General features: G+C 37.8%; 17 protein-coding genes. 10 read left to right on the top strand and 7 right to left on the bottom strand.

What is annotated here, in order from left to right; genetic code table 11:
• Nucleotides 1–2 precede the first annotated feature (2 nt).
• Nucleotides 3–716, top strand: coding sequence for a GDSL-type esterase/lipase family protein (locus tag O2942_04185; GenBank protein MDA0781447.1), 714 nt, complete (start codon nucleotides 3–5; stop codon nucleotides 714–716).
• An 80-nt stretch (nucleotides 717–796) separates the two neighbouring features.
• On the opposite strand, the gene O2942_04180 is transcribed toward O2942_04185, so the two are convergent.
• Nucleotides 797–1,861: a GTP cyclohydrolase II gene (locus O2942_04180; protein MDA0781446.1), complete on the bottom strand. Its 1,065-nt coding sequence runs from the start codon at nucleotides 1,859–1,861 to the stop codon at nucleotides 797–799.
• 267 nt (nucleotides 1,862–2,128) lie between these two features.
• Here O2942_04180 and O2942_04175 point away from each other — a divergent pair, with 267 nt between their 5' ends.
• The 4 genes from O2942_04175 (at nucleotide 2,129) to O2942_04160 (ending at nucleotide 4,689) form a co-directional block, all read left to right on the top strand.
• Nucleotides 2,129–2,686 (top strand): winged helix-turn-helix domain-containing protein, encoded by a 558-nt coding sequence (locus tag O2942_04175; protein MDA0781445.1) that lies wholly within the window; start codon nucleotides 2,129–2,131, stop codon nucleotides 2,684–2,686.
• 117 nt (nucleotides 2,687–2,803) lie between these two features.
• Nucleotides 2,804–3,307 (top strand): invasion associated locus B family protein, encoded by a 504-nt coding sequence (locus O2942_04170; protein MDA0781444.1) that lies wholly within the window; start codon nucleotides 2,804–2,806, stop codon nucleotides 3,305–3,307.
• A gap of 55 nt (nucleotides 3,308–3,362) precedes the next feature.
• Entirely contained in the window at nucleotides 3,363–4,073 is a 711-nt protein-coding gene (gene cobA, locus O2942_04165) for a uroporphyrinogen-III C-methyltransferase (protein ID MDA0781443.1), read from the top strand.
• 67 nt (nucleotides 4,074–4,140) lie between these two features.
• Entirely contained in the window at nucleotides 4,141–4,689 is a 549-nt protein-coding gene (locus O2942_04160; protein MDA0781442.1) for a hypothetical protein, read from the top strand.
• 42 nt (nucleotides 4,690–4,731) lie between these two features.
• On the opposite strand, the gene O2942_04155 is transcribed toward O2942_04160, so the two are convergent.
• Complete coding sequence (locus tag O2942_04155; protein MDA0781441.1) at nucleotides 4,732–5,343, bottom strand: COQ9 family protein; 612 nt, start codon at nucleotides 5,341–5,343, stop codon at nucleotides 4,732–4,734.
• A 122-nt stretch (nucleotides 5,344–5,465) separates the two neighbouring features.
• On the opposite strand from O2942_04155, the gene rpsU reads away from it, so the two are divergent.
• From rpsU to truA, 3 genes are all read left to right on the top strand, one after another.
• Nucleotides 5,466–5,705 (top strand): 30S ribosomal protein S21, encoded by a 240-nt coding sequence (gene rpsU / locus O2942_04150; GenBank protein MDA0781440.1) that lies wholly within the window; start codon nucleotides 5,466–5,468, stop codon nucleotides 5,703–5,705.
• A gap of 296 nt (nucleotides 5,706–6,001) precedes the next feature.
• The gene (locus O2942_04145) at nucleotides 6,002–6,385 is read left to right on the top strand and encodes an OmpA family protein (GenBank protein MDA0781439.1); all 384 of its coding nucleotides are present in this window, start codon (nucleotides 6,002–6,004) and stop codon (nucleotides 6,383–6,385) included.
• A gap of 71 nt (nucleotides 6,386–6,456) precedes the next feature.
• Nucleotides 6,457–7,194 carry a tRNA pseudouridine(38-40) synthase TruA gene (gene truA, locus O2942_04140; protein ID MDA0781438.1) on the top strand — a complete coding sequence of 246 codons (738 nt, stop codon included), beginning with the start codon at nucleotides 6,457–6,459 and terminating at the stop codon, nucleotides 7,192–7,194.
• On the opposite strand, the gene O2942_04135 is transcribed toward truA, so the two are convergent.
• The 4 genes from O2942_04135 to O2942_04120 all read right to left on the bottom strand — a co-directional run bounded on the left by O2942_04135 (nucleotide 7,191) and on the right by O2942_04120 (nucleotide 12,259).
• Nucleotides 7,191–8,225 carry a hypothetical protein gene (locus tag O2942_04135; GenBank protein ID MDA0781437.1) on the bottom strand — a complete coding sequence of 345 codons (1,035 nt, stop codon included), beginning with the start codon at nucleotides 8,223–8,225 and terminating at the stop codon, nucleotides 7,191–7,193. The two genes, truA and O2942_04135, sit on opposite strands and share 4 nt — an antisense overlap.
• A gap of 270 nt (nucleotides 8,226–8,495) precedes the next feature.
• Complete coding sequence (locus O2942_04130; GenBank protein ID MDA0781436.1) at nucleotides 8,496–9,359, bottom strand: tetratricopeptide repeat protein; 864 nt, start codon at nucleotides 9,357–9,359, stop codon at nucleotides 8,496–8,498.
• Between the two features lie 149 nt (nucleotides 9,360–9,508).
• Entirely contained in the window at nucleotides 9,509–10,957 is a 1,449-nt protein-coding gene (locus tag O2942_04125) for a hypothetical protein (GenBank protein MDA0781435.1), read from the bottom strand.
• A 105-nt stretch (nucleotides 10,958–11,062) separates the two neighbouring features.
• Nucleotides 11,063–12,259 (bottom strand): hypothetical protein, encoded by a 1,197-nt coding sequence (locus tag O2942_04120; GenBank protein MDA0781434.1) that lies wholly within the window; start codon nucleotides 12,257–12,259, stop codon nucleotides 11,063–11,065.
• Between the two features lie 217 nt (nucleotides 12,260–12,476).
• Here O2942_04120 and O2942_04115 point away from each other — a divergent pair, with 217 nt between their 5' ends.
• On the top strand, nucleotides 12,477–14,858 hold the full coding sequence (locus O2942_04115) for a xylulose 5-phosphate 3-epimerase (GenBank protein ID MDA0781433.1): 2,382 nt from the start codon (nucleotides 12,477–12,479) through the stop codon (nucleotides 14,856–14,858).
• 111 nt (nucleotides 14,859–14,969) lie between these two features.
• On the top strand, nucleotides 14,970–15,956 hold the full coding sequence (locus O2942_04110) for an OmpA family protein (GenBank protein ID MDA0781432.1): 987 nt from the start codon (nucleotides 14,970–14,972) through the stop codon (nucleotides 15,954–15,956).
• A gap of 37 nt (nucleotides 15,957–15,993) precedes the next feature.
• Here the strand turns inward: O2942_04110 and O2942_04105 are convergent, their stop codons facing one another.
• Nucleotides 15,994–16,551 (bottom strand): GNAT family N-acetyltransferase, encoded by a 558-nt coding sequence (locus O2942_04105; GenBank protein MDA0781431.1) that lies wholly within the window; start codon nucleotides 16,549–16,551, stop codon nucleotides 15,994–15,996.
• Nucleotides 16,552–16,576 lie beyond the last annotated feature (25 nt).

Genomic DNA, 16,576 nt, shown 5'->3' with positions numbered 1-16,576 from the left:
AAATGAAGTATTTAGTAATATTTTTTGTTCTTTTCTTTTTTTTTGATACAACTGTCGCATATTCCCAAAAAAGTGATGCGGATACTAAATCAAAAAATAAACAGAAGTTAGTAAAAGTAATAGTTTTCGGAGACAGTCTGGTCTCAGGATTGGGTCTAGATGCAGAATACACTTTCAAAAAATCACTTGAACGTAAATTGAAGTCTGAAGGGTACGACAATATACAGGTTCTTGACGGAACATTTACGGGACTAACGACGCAACTTGCGCTTGAAAGAGTGCAGATAGTGTTAGATTTTAAACCTGACATTGTTATATTGGCACTGGGGTCAAATGATGCTTTTTCACAACTAAAACCTCAGACAACCTATGCCAATCTGGCAAGTATCGTACAAATGCTACAACAAAACAATGTGAAGATTCTATTAACCGGGGTAAAGTTGCCAAAAGGGGCACACCCGCAATATCAGGATAAATTTCAAAGTATGTATGAATATCTTGCAGATAAATACAAAATAGAATTATACCCGAACATTTTAAAAGATATCGCCGGAAATACAGACCTGACATTGGCAGACAGGATACACCCTAATCAGGCAGGAATGGAAACGATAGTTAACAACGTATATCCTCATCTTGAATTGATACTATTCAGGCAATTTAAAGAGATAATATTAAAGGAAAAAAGGAAGGAAATTTTAAAAAAACAATATTAGATTAGGATTCTAAAATAAGATAACTCATACAAAAACAACTGACATTAACGCATGTATAGCGTTTTCGCTTTTTATTTCTGTTAAATTTTGTGTCCGAGTCGTTCAGATTTTGTTTTGATATAACTTTCATTATGTTTGTTGGTTTCCATAATATGCGGAACGCATTTGATTACTTTAATTCCGCACTCCTCCAGACCCTTTGCTTTTTTTGGGTTGTTAGTTAGAAGTTGTACTTGGTTTATATTTAACTTCTTTAAGATAGTAGCGGCAGGTTCAAATAGGCGTTCATCATCGTTGAATCCAAGAGCTTCGTTAGCATCTACCGTATCAAATCCTTTTTCTTTCAGGGTATATGCACGTAATTTATTAATAAGACCTATTCCCCTGCCTTCTTGTAGCATATATAATATAATGCCGCCGCCTTCTTTGTTCATGAACTCGATTGCGGTATGTAACTGGTCGTGGCAGTCACAGGCTAGGGAATCAAGCAAATCACCGGTGTAGCAAGATGAATGTATCCTAATTATGGGGGTGTCAGAGATTTGTCCTATCATTATCGCATAATGCTCCTTGCCACCTATATTAGACCTGTACGCTATAATCTCGCTTTGTATTTCATGCCTTAAAGTAAGCTTAGTCCTACACGCTTCGTTTAGCTCAAGAGATATTATGCGTTTATACTCGTGTATTTCTTCCTTTGTTATTACCGATATGTTTTCCGTGTCATATTCGTTATTATAATCAAATGTTATCATTGAGGGTATAAGTTCGGCAAGTCTGCTTAGCTCGATTGCCTCATTTTCAGTTTCGGAAGCCTTCTTGCCGCCCGTGCTGTTAATTTGTGATATTTCTTCAAGTCCGCAAATTTGCGGAATATCCGAAAGATTTTGTGGGCTAATAGCAATAGTTTGATTTGAAGCTGCGTTGTTATTGTTATTTATAAAATTCAATCTATTTTGTGTAATTGTTAATTTTACTTCGTGCTGTTTTGCGATTTTTTCCAGTAGTTTACGATTAGCTGTTTCAGGGGAAATTGTTAATATTGCTTCATTTCCTGATTTTATAATTACAGGAAGTCCTAGCTTAATTTCGTTTATAGCCCGTTCAATTGATAATAATATCTTTGATTTTTTATCAAGTAGCATATAATTTCCAAGTTAATATTCAGGTTATAGTAAATTTGAATTTTGGCGTTGCTAACCAAAATAGTTTTACGTCATTACCCGAATTTTGTATAACAAAATTATAGGGTAATCTTGTTCAAATTACCTGAGATTCCCCTATAATTTACATACGTAAATTCACAGGAATGACGCAACTTAAAGAGTGTTAACTATTTTGGTTAGCAATGCCAAAATTTATTATATTTAGGTTTTTATATTAAAAATGAGCAAGATACAAGCGGGTATGGTGTGCAGGTAAGCGTAATTACTAAAAAAGATGATTTTTTTGACTTGTTATCGGGTTATAGCAGTTTGAACTCAGAGCTGTTTTTCATTAAATATGACTCATTGGCGGAATATCTTCAAAATAAGCCTGTTAACGATATTACCGTTGTTGCAAGTGATATCGGTGAAAGCGACTATAAAAATGAGAATTGTATATTTGTCGGTAAGGATATTGAGCTTCCTTATAAATTAAATTCGCTTTTTGCTATTGTTGAGAATTTAATTTTAGGTTATAAATATAAAATTCAGGATTTTATATTTAATTTTAAAGGTAATGAGTTAATAAATGGCGGCGATAAGATAGATTTGACCGACACCGAGTCAAAGATACTTGTTTCATTGATTAATGCTTATCCTGATATTATAGATAAAAAGAAACTGCTTGAGCTGGTTTTCGGTTATTCGGGTGATGTAGACACGCATACACTTGAAACCCATATATATCGCTTAAGGAAAAAGATAGATATCGGTAATGATATAATAATTACCGATAAGACCGGTTATAAAATTGCTTTGAAATAGTTATAATTTTTGCGATAAACAACTTGATTTAGAGCTTCTAAAGCGTTATCTATAATGATATTAAATTAGGGTTAATTTCTGTTAAATGTATTAATAGTAAGGAAGGGCTTTTACCTCATGAAAAAGAATTTTTTATCGCCGTTATTCGGCTTTGTCGTATTAGCATATTCAGGTGTGGCTTTTGCTCAGGTTGTTGACAAAGAGTATAAGGACTGGACGGTATATACTACAAATCTGCAAGGAAAGGTTGCTTGCTATATGGCGAGCTTTCCTATAAGCAAAACGGGCAACTATACTAAGCGTGGAGATCCTTACTTGTTGGTTACCAGATTAAATGATGATGTTTTTGAAGTAAGTGCCTCTTCAGGTTATAAGTATAAGTTAAATAGCGACGTTGCGGTTGATATAGAGGGCAATAAGTTTGAAATGTTCACTAAAGGCGAGTTGGCATGGGCTAAAGACTCAAAGCAGGACAAAGAGTTGATTGCATTAATGATAAAAAAGAGCCATCTGGATATTAGGGGTACTTCAATAAAAGGTACATACTCTATCGACAGGTACTCATTGTCAGGCTTTACCGCCGCCTATAATCGTATGAAAAAACGTTGCGAAGGCAATTAAGATTTTTTAGGGAATTGTTATAAAATACTCAAAACCTGACGCTCCTTTTGTTTATATAGTAGGTGCAGGTCCCGGTGATGCAGGGCTGCTAACCGTTAAGGCATTTTGTCTTATTAATGAAATTGCCGATATTGTCATTTATGACAGGCTTATATCCGAAGAAATCCTTAGCCTGATACCTGATTCGGTTGAAAGGATATATGCCGGAAAATCATGCAGAAAACATGTGATGACGCAGGACGAAATTAATTCCGCACTGGTTGCCGAGGCTAAGAAAGGCAAGATTGTCGTCAGATTGAAAGGCGGAGACCCTTTTATCTTCGGCAGAGGAGGGGAGGAGGTGGAGTATCTGATTCAACACGATATTCCGTTTGAAGTTGTTCCCGGTGTTAATGCGGCTGACGGCTGTAGTGCCTATTGCGGCGTTCCGCTTACACATAGGGGGCTTGCAACGGGAGTCAGGTTTGTTACGGGTCATAAACAAAAAGGTGAGGAGGTCAATTTAGACTGGAAAGGACTAGCATGTCCCGATACCACCTTGGTTTTGTATATGGGGCTTACGAACCTTGACGGCATAACCGATAATCTTATTAAGAACGGATTAGATAAAGACACCCCTGCGGTAGCGATTCAGGAAGGAACTACTAAAAATCAAAGGTCATGTTTTTCAACATTGGAAAACATATATAAAGACGCTTGCGAAATGGACTTAAAGCCGCCGACACTGGTTATAGTAGGTAAGGTTGTCGGGTTATCAGCCAAATAATGTTTGATTGTAAAATTAAGTTCATGATATATAATTTAAAATATTCCGATTAAAGGGTTATTTAAAGATGTTCAATGCTAATTATTACATTATTTTGTTTTTAATGCTGTTAAATGTTAATGGCATAGCTTTAGCATCTGAGTTATTGCAAGATAATAAATATGAGATGTCGAAGTTAAATGAATTGTCAGATTGTCCGAGAGGTAAGTTTGGCGAAATATGTGATGAATATATTCTTTCATCAGATACATACGACATAAAAACCGAAGAACAGGCTGAAAACTATCTAAATGGAGAATGGGAAGTAGATTTAAATGCTTTTTCTCGTGAATACCATAAAAAAAATGCAGAAAAAATTATGTCAGATTCTTTTATATTATCTGTGAAAAGTGATGCCATACGTATAAAATTCAAAGAATCAAACAATGAAGAAGAGCGTTGTAATGCGAGTGCTTTTAAAGTTTCCTACAGTCAAAATGAAAAGGGCAAGGGAACGGTATATGCAAATTCCTATATAGAGGCTAAAGGGTGCCATTGGAAATTTCTTGTAAAAGACGAGAATAGACTGGTGCTAACAGCGTATGATTTTTTTCTGCCCATGAGAAGAGTTCAATAGGGAACTACTCCATGACTACTTTGCTTAAGTTTAATTGTATATCTATGCGTGTTTTTTGTTACGGTTTAATGTTGTAAATGAATTACTAAATGAGCTTTTTGCCTTATTAATAATCATTACATTTTCAATCCGCCTGTTTAGAAACTTCCATGTATTTTCGTGGTTGTCCGATTTATCATTTAGCCAATATAGCAATGTGCTGCTATATACGCCTGCCAGAAGGCTTCTTTTCGTATAGTAATTAAAATCGGCTGATTTATCACCTACTGCATACCAAATTGTGTCAACGGTTTTCCATATAGACTTCATTGAATGAAAATGATTACAAGGTATTGCAAAATAAGAAACCGTTTTACGTATCGCCGATTTTTCTTGTTCGGCAATTTCCAGCCTTGTTTTTATGGCGAGGGCTATTTTTTCACGGACTTTAAGGTTATCAAATTTCTGCCCTTTTAGCTTATCCAACATTTTACAGTCCAAATCACGTAAGTAATATTCTACTAATTGGGCAACGCCGCTTGGAAAGGCAATCTTGGCGTATTGCTTTTCAAGATTTGCGGATATAGTCGCTTCTATAAGGGTTTTATTAGTCCAGCCTTCAAACGGGACTATTTTTAATGCCTCTTTAAGGATTTTTTCACGTTTTTCCTGCATAATAAATACCATGTCTTTATTTTTTGCTCATTTTAATATATAATGTGTAAATTATAAATCAATAAAGTATTGACTTATTGGCTTTATAGTTTAATAAGTTACTTCTCTCGTTTGTCGGGGGAATTTGTTTAACTACTAATCCTTTAAAGGGGGTATTGAACTTGGTTCAAGTTTCTGTACACGGTAATATCGAGCAAGCTCTTCGAGCTCTTAAAAAGAAAATGCAACGTGAAGGCATCTTTCGCGAGATGAAACTTCGCAGGCATTATGAAAAAGAGTCTGAGAAGAAAAAGCGTAGAGGTGCTGAGTCCGATCGTAGACGACGTAAGTTAGATCGTAAACGCCAACAAATGGACTCGTAGCTTATTGTTGCTTAAAGAATATTATATTAAAAAGGAGCTTTTAAAGCTCCTTTTTTGTACTTATTAGTTGTATTTACAACTAATATATAATCGAAAATGATACAATAGTGTTCGTGTTTGTAACAATTGCGTAGCTAATCGCCTATTTATTGGTATTCCAAAAACCTTCTAATAACCAAGTATAATAAGGCTAAATCTTATTCTATCATAAGTTGGCACGCAGATTGCATTTGTTAGTGTTACTGAAGCTGTGGCATTTAGCTACAGTTAAAAACTTTAATTAAAAGGAGAGCGATATGAACGCTAGCAAAGTTATCGGGACTGTCCTTGTAGCAGGAATGTTATCAGGGTGTAGTATGATGGGAGAAAAATATTCGGTATATTTTGATTCCGGAAGTGCTCAAATCTCACAAGCAGATAGAGCAAAACTTAATGAAGTAGCAAACCTTGCGAAAGAGGAAGACAAGAAAATCAAAGTTATCGGTTATTCCGATAGTATCGGAAGTAAGCAGACTAACAAAATCATCTCTATGAAAAGAGTGGAAAGCGTTAGTAGCGAGCTAATGAAAAAAGGTCTTGCACCTGAAGATATAAAAACTGCTGCTCGTGGTGAAGGCTGGTTCGATAAAGAAAAAGAAGAGAATCGCGAAATGCGTCGTGTTGAAATTAGAGTTTACTAATATCACTCATTGTTCTAAAAAAGGCGACAGTCTAAAGGATTGCCGCCTTTTTTATTTGTTTTGGTGCTATTATGAACCGATATAAGTTAACTATTGAATATGACGGAACGGGTCTTGTCGGTTGGCAAAGGCAAAGTGATGCTATGTCGATACAACAATGTATTGAAGAGTCTATTGAAAAATTCTCAGGCGAAAATGTGCGGCTGCATGTTGCAGGAAGAACAGATGCCGGAGTGCATGCATTAGGTCAGGTCGCTCATTTTGATATGCAAAAGATAATGCCGCCATTGAAGGTTATGGGAGCTATAAATCAGCATATAAGACCTAATAAAATAGTAGTTGTGGATTGTGAGAATGTTAATAAGGATTTTCACGCACGTTTCAGTGCAAAAAAGAGATATTATGTTTACAGGATTATAAACCGCCGTGCACCGGTTGCTATAGAGGAGGGAAGGGCGTGGTTCGTTCCTGTTGCACTTGATGTTGATAAAATGAAAGAAGCTGCTTCATATTTAATAGGGCAGTACGATTTTACAAGCTTTCGGGACTCGCAATGTCAGTCAAATTCTCCGGTAAAGACCCTTGATGAGATTAGGATAGAAAAAAATGGCGAACTTATACGGATATCTGTGTCCGCTCAGTCTTTTTTACACCACATGGTAAGGAACATAACCGGAACTTTAAAATTCATAGGCGAGGGCAAATGGCAGCCTGAATATATAAAAGATATTCTGGACGCAAAAAACAGAAGTGTCGCCGGCCCTACGGCTCCTGCACACGGTTTATATTTTATTAAGGTTGATTATTAGGAAATTGACATACCTTTGTCTTCATTTGGTTCGCCGGATTTTTTTGTAAATTTTGTTGACCATTTTTTTTCTTCGGGTGTTGTAACTTCGCTTTTTTCTATTTGCATTTCAAGCAGCTTTTTATCAATTATTTCAGCGTGGCGTTTACTTTTTTTGTGTAGATATCGGTTTATACCCAGCATTTTATCTGTGAATGTTTCATTGTTGCTTTCAGATGTCTTTATAAATGAAACAGTGGATTGGCTTGATTCACGTTTTAAGCTTAAAGAAATAGCATCACTTTTGTTTGAAATAATAGGGCTATCAAGGTCGGCATTGTTCTTTTCTAAGAAGTTCGATATCTGAGCGGTTTTGCATAATGATGAAGGCATCTCAAATACAAGGAAGTTGTCATTTTCAACGGGAGCTGATTGAAACCTGTTCGGTGGTCTCCCTTCTTTTTCTCTCTGTTGTGCCGAGTATTCATCGTAATTAAATGATCTTTCAAGTAGTTTTGTACCTAATTTTTCTATCCTTAATGCATCTTTTAAAATTGCCGGTGAATCGGTTATACATGATTGACCGTCAGCTTGCCTTGTGCCGTTATTAAGTAGTAGTTGTTGTTCGGGGTACATATTGGCAATAGGATAATATCCTTTAGTCCTAGAACCCGATGTTGAGTCAAATATTATCATAAAATCTTTTGTTGAACCGTCTTCTTGTGTTTCTTTAGACATTATAACGGGAACAGAATGGTTTTGACCGTGCATTAGAATGAACCCTTTAGGTTTGTCAGGCTCTAAGGTTAAATTTTTAACGGTATTTCTAAATTCTTGAAAACGGGCTTTTAAATCGCTACCTTGCGGTACGTTTTGTGAGTGATCTATTACCGAAATCGATAAATCGTATTTGTCATTGTAGTAATCCGCAATTATCGTAGCTCCTTTTGGAGTGGGCTGATAAATAATAGGCTCTACAAAGCATCCGTCAATTTCGGTTTTGTAGCCGGAAGGTATTTTTAAATAATATTCGTTTTTGTCTATTTCTGTCATAACATTTGTTTTTATAAATACATGTATCGTTACTAAATGATAACATAATATTTCTAATAATAAAATTGAAAGGTAATATAAAGGTTATATATATTTAGTATAGCATATTATTTTCATACTCGCCTTGTGCGAGATATATAATCAAAGTAGAATAATATTCTCGAACAAGTCTGGGATTGCGACTTCAAGAGCTTCTATCAATAAATTTAGAAATACTAATTTTAGTGGGAAAACCGATTAATGGGAAACTTAGCTATTAAATAATGAGTATTAACCTGCTTTTGGCAGGTCATCAAGTCGGTAGTTCATTTTTTCAAGTATTATCTTAGCTTGTTGATTCCCTTTCCGGGCGGCTTTTTCAAAAAGTTCAGCCGCTTTTTTATCGCTTTGCAAAGTGCCTCTGCCGTCAAGATACATCATTCCTGCTTCCATCATTGAGTCTTCATCGCCATTATTAGCTGCGACATTGTACCAGTGTAACGCCTCTTTATAGTTTTTTTCTATACCGTCACCCTTACTGTATAGGAATGCAAGTTTTTTTGCAGCGTCAATATAGCCTATCTCCGATGATTTTTTATACCATTGAAATGCTTTGGCAGAATCTTTTTGTACTCCTTTTCCGTTAAAATATATCTCTCCCAGTTCATAGCAGGCTTTTGCACTGCTTTTTTCTGCGGCTTTTTCCAGCATTTCCATTGCCTTATTGTTATTTTGTTCAATCCCTAATCCTTGCATATACATCAATGCTATATTCATCAATGCGTCCTGATCGTTGTTAGATAGAGCCTTTTGGAAATATAATATTGCCTGCTGATAATTTTGGCTAACCCCCTCTCCTTGAAGATACAATGTTCCTAGCTTCGTCTGAGCTTTTGCGTGTGATTTATCAGACGCTTTCTTGAGCCACTTTATTGCTTCCGGATAATTATCGGTTCGGCTACATATGCAACCAAATTCATACATCGCCTCTACATAACCTTTTTTTGCAGCTTGAATTAATTCTTTTATAGCCCGTTCATTTTCGTTTCTACGCATAAAAGACATGGCTTTATTATAGTGAGCTTGTCCTGAACGGGTATAATAGTAAATAACTCCAAGAAAAAACGCAAACGCTACTGCCTGATACGGATCCATTTTGCCTGTTTGTTTGAATTAGCATGTTTGGTTATGCTTTTGATTATAATGCCTAATTCTTAATAATTTGTTAATCTGGCTTATCTGAGGTAAAAAAAGAGGCGGTATTTTATTACCGCCTCTTTTTAAATTATGCTATAAAATATAACTTACTTATTTACACAATTATTATGACCTGCCGAATCTTTGGTAATCTTACCTGTGTCACCTTCTTCGTTTCCGACTTTTAGAATTAAGAAGGCTCCGTTACGCTTCATTCCGTTTGAGCCGTAAAGACCCGATGGGTTACCTTGCGTAAATATTATGTGGTCATCAAAGCTAAATTTCTTATTTTCCGGGAAGAACATGGCCTTACGTGAACTTTCACTCGGATTAATAGCGTCGTTAAGGTTTTTTATACGAGTCGAGCTATGCTCAGGGTCATCGCCGCCAAATATTGCCATTTCACCGGTTTTTAGTCTTGGTGAAAATGCAGTAGGTTTTTGATCGTACATCGGATCGAGAGTGTTACCGCACATTAGTGTTAATTTTTTACCGCTAGTAGAAATATTCATAAATTGTGTAGCACCATCAGAAGTAAAGTGACAACTGTTATTATTTTTTCTTTTTACTAAATAAAGTGATTTATCATCGCCGCCCCTATGACCGATAATATGGCAGTCCGGTGAGCTATCAATTCTAACACGAGTACGCTCATTATTGCGATTAAAGTGAGGACCGCCACCACTTACGGCAATTAAAGAATAGTCAGAGCCGCTTCTTTTAGGTATTGCAAACTTCCTAGAAGGTGCTTTATCGCCTGTATGACCACCGGCACTACTTTTTACCGAATGTTTAAAATCAGAGGCACAAATTTTTGTTCCGCTAACGTTAAAACATAGAGCGGAAGCAGATAGTCCTCCGTCATATATGGCATTACCGATTTGATTTGTAGGTTTATGTTTCGGGTAGCTGCTACCCTCTTTGCGTGCATATCCTTCGTCAGCGTTTATAATTCCTTTAGTTGTATCGCCCCCTCCCGAGGTACTTCCGCCGCTTTCTAAAACGAAGCTTTCATAGCTTCCTATCTTTGTTCTGTCGGCTTTTACGGTACGGTTAGGCTCTGCTACCATATATTTGCCGTGACTACTTTTGAAGGCAAAGCGACCGCTGCTGTTTCCGGTGTGAACTTCGAATTTTTCCCAGTTTCCGACCTTTGTCCTGTCTGCCTTTATAGTATCACCCACTGCGACAACATATCTGTTCTGACTCGTTTTAAGTGCAATCTTATTATCGCCTGTAAAACATTGTATGGTAAACTTTGTAGTGCCGTCCTTGCCGGTTCTTACGGATAATTTACCAAGGTCGCTTGTTGCACTTAAGTAGTTGTTGTTAAAATTGTTCAGATGCGTTTTTATATCTACTGTTTTACCGCAATGTTGCCAGTTATTTACGCTGACTCTGGCGGCATTACTCGTTGAAGCTAATGCTAAACTAAAAAATCCCGTATATAAAATGGTTTTAAAGTGAGAACTCACTTTACTAGAAAGCCCTGAAATCATTAGATTATCTCCTATTTTAGTATGTTGCCTTGTTATCCTTGGTATGTTTATTAGCAAATTAACACTCTTATTTTTAAACACTATCGCTAATAAAAAATTAGAAAAAGTCTTTTATACTAAAAAACCGCTCGGTTTAACGGGCGGTTTTTTAGTTACGGATAATTATTTATCTCTTATGGTTAAAGATATAAGACCGTCCTTACATGATGAAGCCCCGCTTCCTGTAGTTGTCTGGCTACCTGTGCTGCCGTCTTTAGTGACAGGCTTGGTGTACAGAAAGCCTGCCTCATCAGAACCTGCGACATACCCACGGGTTGTAGCTCCGCTAGGTGCTCCGAACTTATCTTTTGAAACTTTATCGTCAAATGATTGAGACATTACCAGTAAATCACCTTTCTTTGCATTTACAGAAGGAAATTTACTTTTATTTGTGCCATCACAGCCTAAAGTCTTAGAGTCTCTCATAGGATTGTCGGTATTGGCATTTCTAAGCGTGGTTATCATTGCCCATGTCGGTTTACTACCGCTCATGTCAATATTATAAGTCTTTTCGCCTGAGAAATCCGCTTTTCTCCAAAATATCGTTTGACCAAGGTCGGTGTTTGTGCCGTTGTGATCGCAATGAGTATCGTTTTGGTTAAAATTGGTCGGATGTTTCTCACATTTTACCAAAAATTTCCAGCCGTTAAAACTGCTTTTCAAAACAGGACCGTCCGTTCTGTGAACAAATAGCAATAATAAATCGTCCGGACGAGTACTAGAATGGGCTTTGATAGAAATATCACCTTTCTCATACTTTACATTTGTTCCCATATGTTGGATATTGCTTCCGCTTCCTCCGTCACTTCCGCTTCCACCGCCACTACTGCCGTCATCGTCATTACGGGTAACGGCTATATTTTCGATTTGCACTCTGGCACCGTTTAGAACAAAGCAAAGCACTTTCTGGCTCGTTCCACCCAATTTTACTTTTGAAGTCCATTGGTAACTACTGCGACTTATATTGGAAATGTTTACCGTTCCCAAAGTAGTGCCGTTACTTGTGAGGCGTTTAACTGAAATAGAACCGCTTTTGGATTCCAGCCTTTTTAGCTTTATACGAATTTCCGCATCATTACCTAATGATTTTCCGATATCAATACAAAACCAGTCGCCCGGTTTATAATTTACTATTTTTCCGTCATCTCTTACATCTATTCCCGATGATCCGCTACCTTCACTAACTATATCATCAAAATTAAGGAATGCTTCCGTAGCGGCAAAAGATATAGTGGGTTTGCCGAATGATATAAATATAGCTGATAAAAATGTAAAAATTAGTTTTAAAGAACCTAAAGGCTTTCTTGTATAAAATGCCATTACGGATACCCCCACTTTTTTTATTGTAAACATTAATGTGTCATAATATGTAACATTACTGTATTAAAATATAACATGTTTCAAGTTTTGGGTCAACCATATAGTTAAGAAATTAATCATTTAGAAATTCGCAAATAAAAATATTTTTTTACCGGTTGTTAATAAAAACGTGCTATTATCAATAATGTGTTAAGAAAGGTATTTGGGAATATACGATATGATCGACGAAGATATGACTACAGAAGAAAGGACATGGCTAAGCGGATACGGGGTTATCAAACACGAGCAGATTACAAAGCTGCATATCAAGGAGCTTCTTAAAGATATCAATATAGATAAACAGACATTTTATAAAATGCTTTCATCAGCGGACAAGGTCGCTAATGCTGCTATGTGGCTTAGTGTGCATCAGGTCTACGCAAAAAATGTCTACACCGACGGCAGGAAGTTAGCCTTAAGTGACTTTAAGAAAGACCCGCAGGGACATTTAGGCGGAACATTGAATATGATACCTGCCTATGTCGGATATATGCTGGCTAACGCTCTTTCTAATTTTACCAGAGCATGGGTTATGGAGCAAGGACACGCCGTGTCTGCAATTGATTCGGTCAACCTGCTGCTGGACAATATGACGGAAGCCCATAAAAAGCATTACTGCTATGACGATAAGGCATTATCAAAGTTCTGCCGTGATTTTTATTCATATAAGATAAATGATAGAGGAGTGCAGGAATCACCCCTTGGCAGCCACGTTAACGCAAATACGGGCGGCGGACACTTAGAAGGCGGATATCTTGGGTTTGCATCATTACAATATGCCCATATGCCTCTTTTGGGCGAAAGGCTGGTAGCTTTTTTAAGTGACGGAGCCTTCGAAGAACAAAAAGGTTCGGACTGGACTTCAAGATGGTGGAGAGCCGAGGATTCCGGTCTTATATGCCCGATAATGATATCTAACGGCAGAAGGATAGACCAAAGGTCAACAATGGAGCAGGAAGGCGGTGCGGAGTGGTTCGCCGAATATCTGAAACTACACGATTTCGAGCCTATTATTTTTGACGGGCGTGATCCTGCCGCTTTTGCATGGTGTATTTTGGAACAGGAAAAACGTCTGCTCAGCAATGTTGCCAACCTCGATAATATAAACAAATATAAAATAAAAATACCGTATGGTGTAGCAGTAGCTCCAAAAGGTGCGGGTTTTTATAACGAAGGTACGAATTTTGCCCATAACCTGCCGTTGGTCAAAAATCCAAGATATGATGTAGTTGCCGCAGAAAGGTTCAATATACATTGTGCTAAGCTATTTGTTGACTCAATGGATCTTAGTGAGGCTACAAGCTGCCTATCCAACCACAGAAAAACCGATAGGCTTAAAGAAAAAGACAATCCTATAGCAAACCGTGACGTTTCATTGCAAAAATCAACCGTACTGCCATGGAAGAGGGTTGAAGCAGGTAAAAAAGCCGGCCCTATGGACGCTATCGACACCGCATTCGTACTTACCTTGCAGGATAATAAACATTTACGCCCAAGGGTCGGTAACCCCGATGAAATGTTGTCTAATAAAATGGACGATACTTTGGAAGAACTGAAATTCAGGGTGGTAGAGGCAGAAGGGGCTTCGCATGAATCTACGCTGGGTAATGTGATTACGGCATTGAACGAAGAAGCCGTAGCAGGTGCCGCCTTCGGTAATAAGGGCGGTATCAATATAATAGTTACATATGAAGCGTTCGGCTCAAAGATGTTCGGTGAGGCAAGGCAGGAAATCATTTTTTCAAAACATATGAAAGACCACGGCAAAAAAGCAAAATGGCTTTCAGTGCCTGTAGTTATGACATCAAACACATGGGAAAACAGCAAAAACGAACTATCGCACCAAGACCCGTCAATGAGTGAGTCTATGCTTGGTGAAACCTCAGATATATCAAGGGTTATTTATCCTGCCGACTATAATAGCACTCTGGCTGTTATGGACGAGGTATATAAAACTCAAGGACAGATATGGACTGTTGTCGCACCGAAGCATGATTTGGAACTGATTTTTTCTAAAGATGAGGCTAAACAACTAATGCATGATGGCGGAATAAGTGTTAAACAGGCACAATTCCTTCCTACAAAGGCGGAAGTTGCTCTTGTGGTAATGGGTGCATATCAGTTAAAAGAAGCAATAAAAGCTTCAAAAAGGCTGACAGAGAAAAAAATACCGCATGTTACAAGCTATATAATAGAACCGGGTAAGTTCAGGAAACCACGTAATAAAGGTGAAGAAAAACATCAGGCACCGAAAAAGATAGTGGATAAGCTTTTCCCATTCTCTGCAAGAAAAGTTATAGTCATGACGCATAACAGACCCGAGCTTATAACCGGTATAATGCAACCGGTGTTAATGGGGCGGAGTTGCTCGACAATGGGGTTTATAGGGGAAGGCGGAACTTTGGATATAGAAGGCATGCTGTTCGTTAATAAATGCTCATGGGCGCATGTTGTGCAGGAAGTTGCCATACATAACGATATAAACCCCGAAATGCTCCTTACACCACAGGAATATCGGGCGGTCAGGAATATAATGTCACCTTGCGGCGTGATATTCTAGGTCTTTTCCAAGTAAAAATAACGGATTATGGCTACTTCAATATTGTTTATCCTTGAATTTTTTAATAATTAATTGTAAAAATGTTCCCGAGATACAATTTTGGAGTGATATATGAATAAAACTTTGTTCATAATAGTTTTAGCTATCCTGCTACAAGCATGCAATACCGTTAAGCCGATAGATGTTTCGTCCGTACGAAAAAAAACGGTCGCTCACGATCCTTTTCTTGAAACTCTACGTATGGGATATCTTGAATTTTACGATTACGAGATAAGCAAAAAGAACTTTAAAAAAGCCAATACGTATGGAAGAAAGGCTCTGGTAACTACTCAGAGCCTTGCTCCGGATATGGAAAATCTGTTCGATAAGGAAATACCGATTGCAAGGCTGAACGGGCTATTGGGGTCAAAATATTTCCTTGAGGCTGCTTTTGTAAACGGTACTAAAGAAATGATTCCTGAAGAATCGGCAAGAGCGCAGCTTATGTTTGACTGCTGGTCCGACCAAGAGGACGTCAGAGCACAGAAAGAAATAAAAGGACAGGACGTACTACCGTGCCAAGATGAATTCAATAAGGTTAGGGGGCGTATAAAGGACGCTTTGGCAGAGATAAGGCGTATTGAAAAACAAAAGGAAACGGCAAGAATAGAAGCTGAAAAAAGAAAAATGGAAGCATACCATAAGCTTGTACTTTCAAAGGCTCTTGCCGAACAGAAAAAAATGCTGAAGCAACTGCCGGAATATTCTCTGCTGTTCTTTAAATTCGATAGCACCAAGCTCGGTATCACCGCAAAAAGCATCTTAGACAAAGTCGCAAAGGATATTGACCTGTTCAATCCGAGAAAGGTCATTTTAAGAGGAAATACCGACCTTGTCGGGAGTGACGAGTATAACATGAAACTTGCACTTGCCAGAGGACAGGCGGCTGCCGATTATCTTATAAATGAACACGGGGTTGATGCAAAACTGCTTGATGTTAAAGCATATGGCGAAAACAAACCGCGTGAGAATCCGGGGAAGATAAATAAAGACGTGCGTAACAGATATGTTCAAATAACCTTTGAATTTGATAATAAATTCTATCCGGGAATGAGGTAGTTTATATTCAATTATAGCGTTTTCGCCTGAATGGAATTTATTTTATATCCTTATAATAATAATGTCCGGCGGTCATTTTGCCGTCGATTATCTCGAACTTGTCCAGCGTACCCCAACGCACGAAACCGCATGATTCGTACATATGAACAGCACTTTGCAATGTGGCGTTAACACGCAGACGCATAACGGTATGACCAAGTGCTTTAGCCTCTTTTTCAGCAGCTTTAAGCAGGGATTTTGCCAGTCCGTGTTCTCTTGCCCACGGTGCTACGAAATGCTGGTCTACCCAACATGTGAAGCCGGAAGTCTGATTATTCGGGCCGGGCTTTATAAGCTGTATCGAAGAAGATATCGTGCCGTCAAGACGACCGACAAAAAGCTCTCTTTGCGGTACAAGAAGCACTCCCTTCCAATATTGCTCAAGACGCTCCCTGACCGGAGGTTCCGAACGCTTCAAACCGATATTGAAACTGCCTTTATTGTCTATAATGGTACTTTCGGTAGCATCGCAGATGTCTTCCAAGTCAGTGTTCTTAAACTCACTAATCTTTTCAATTAGTATGATATTTGCGTCCTTTTTTATTGCATCTGCCATATAACCTCCTTTCGGTTTTACATTG

This window comes from Pseudomonadota bacterium (genome assembly GCA_027620075.1).
Classification (GTDB): domain Bacteria; phylum Pseudomonadota; class Alphaproteobacteria; order Rickettsiales; family UBA6187; genus 1-14-0-20-39-49.
This window is presented reverse-complemented; position numbering and strand designations above follow the sequence as displayed.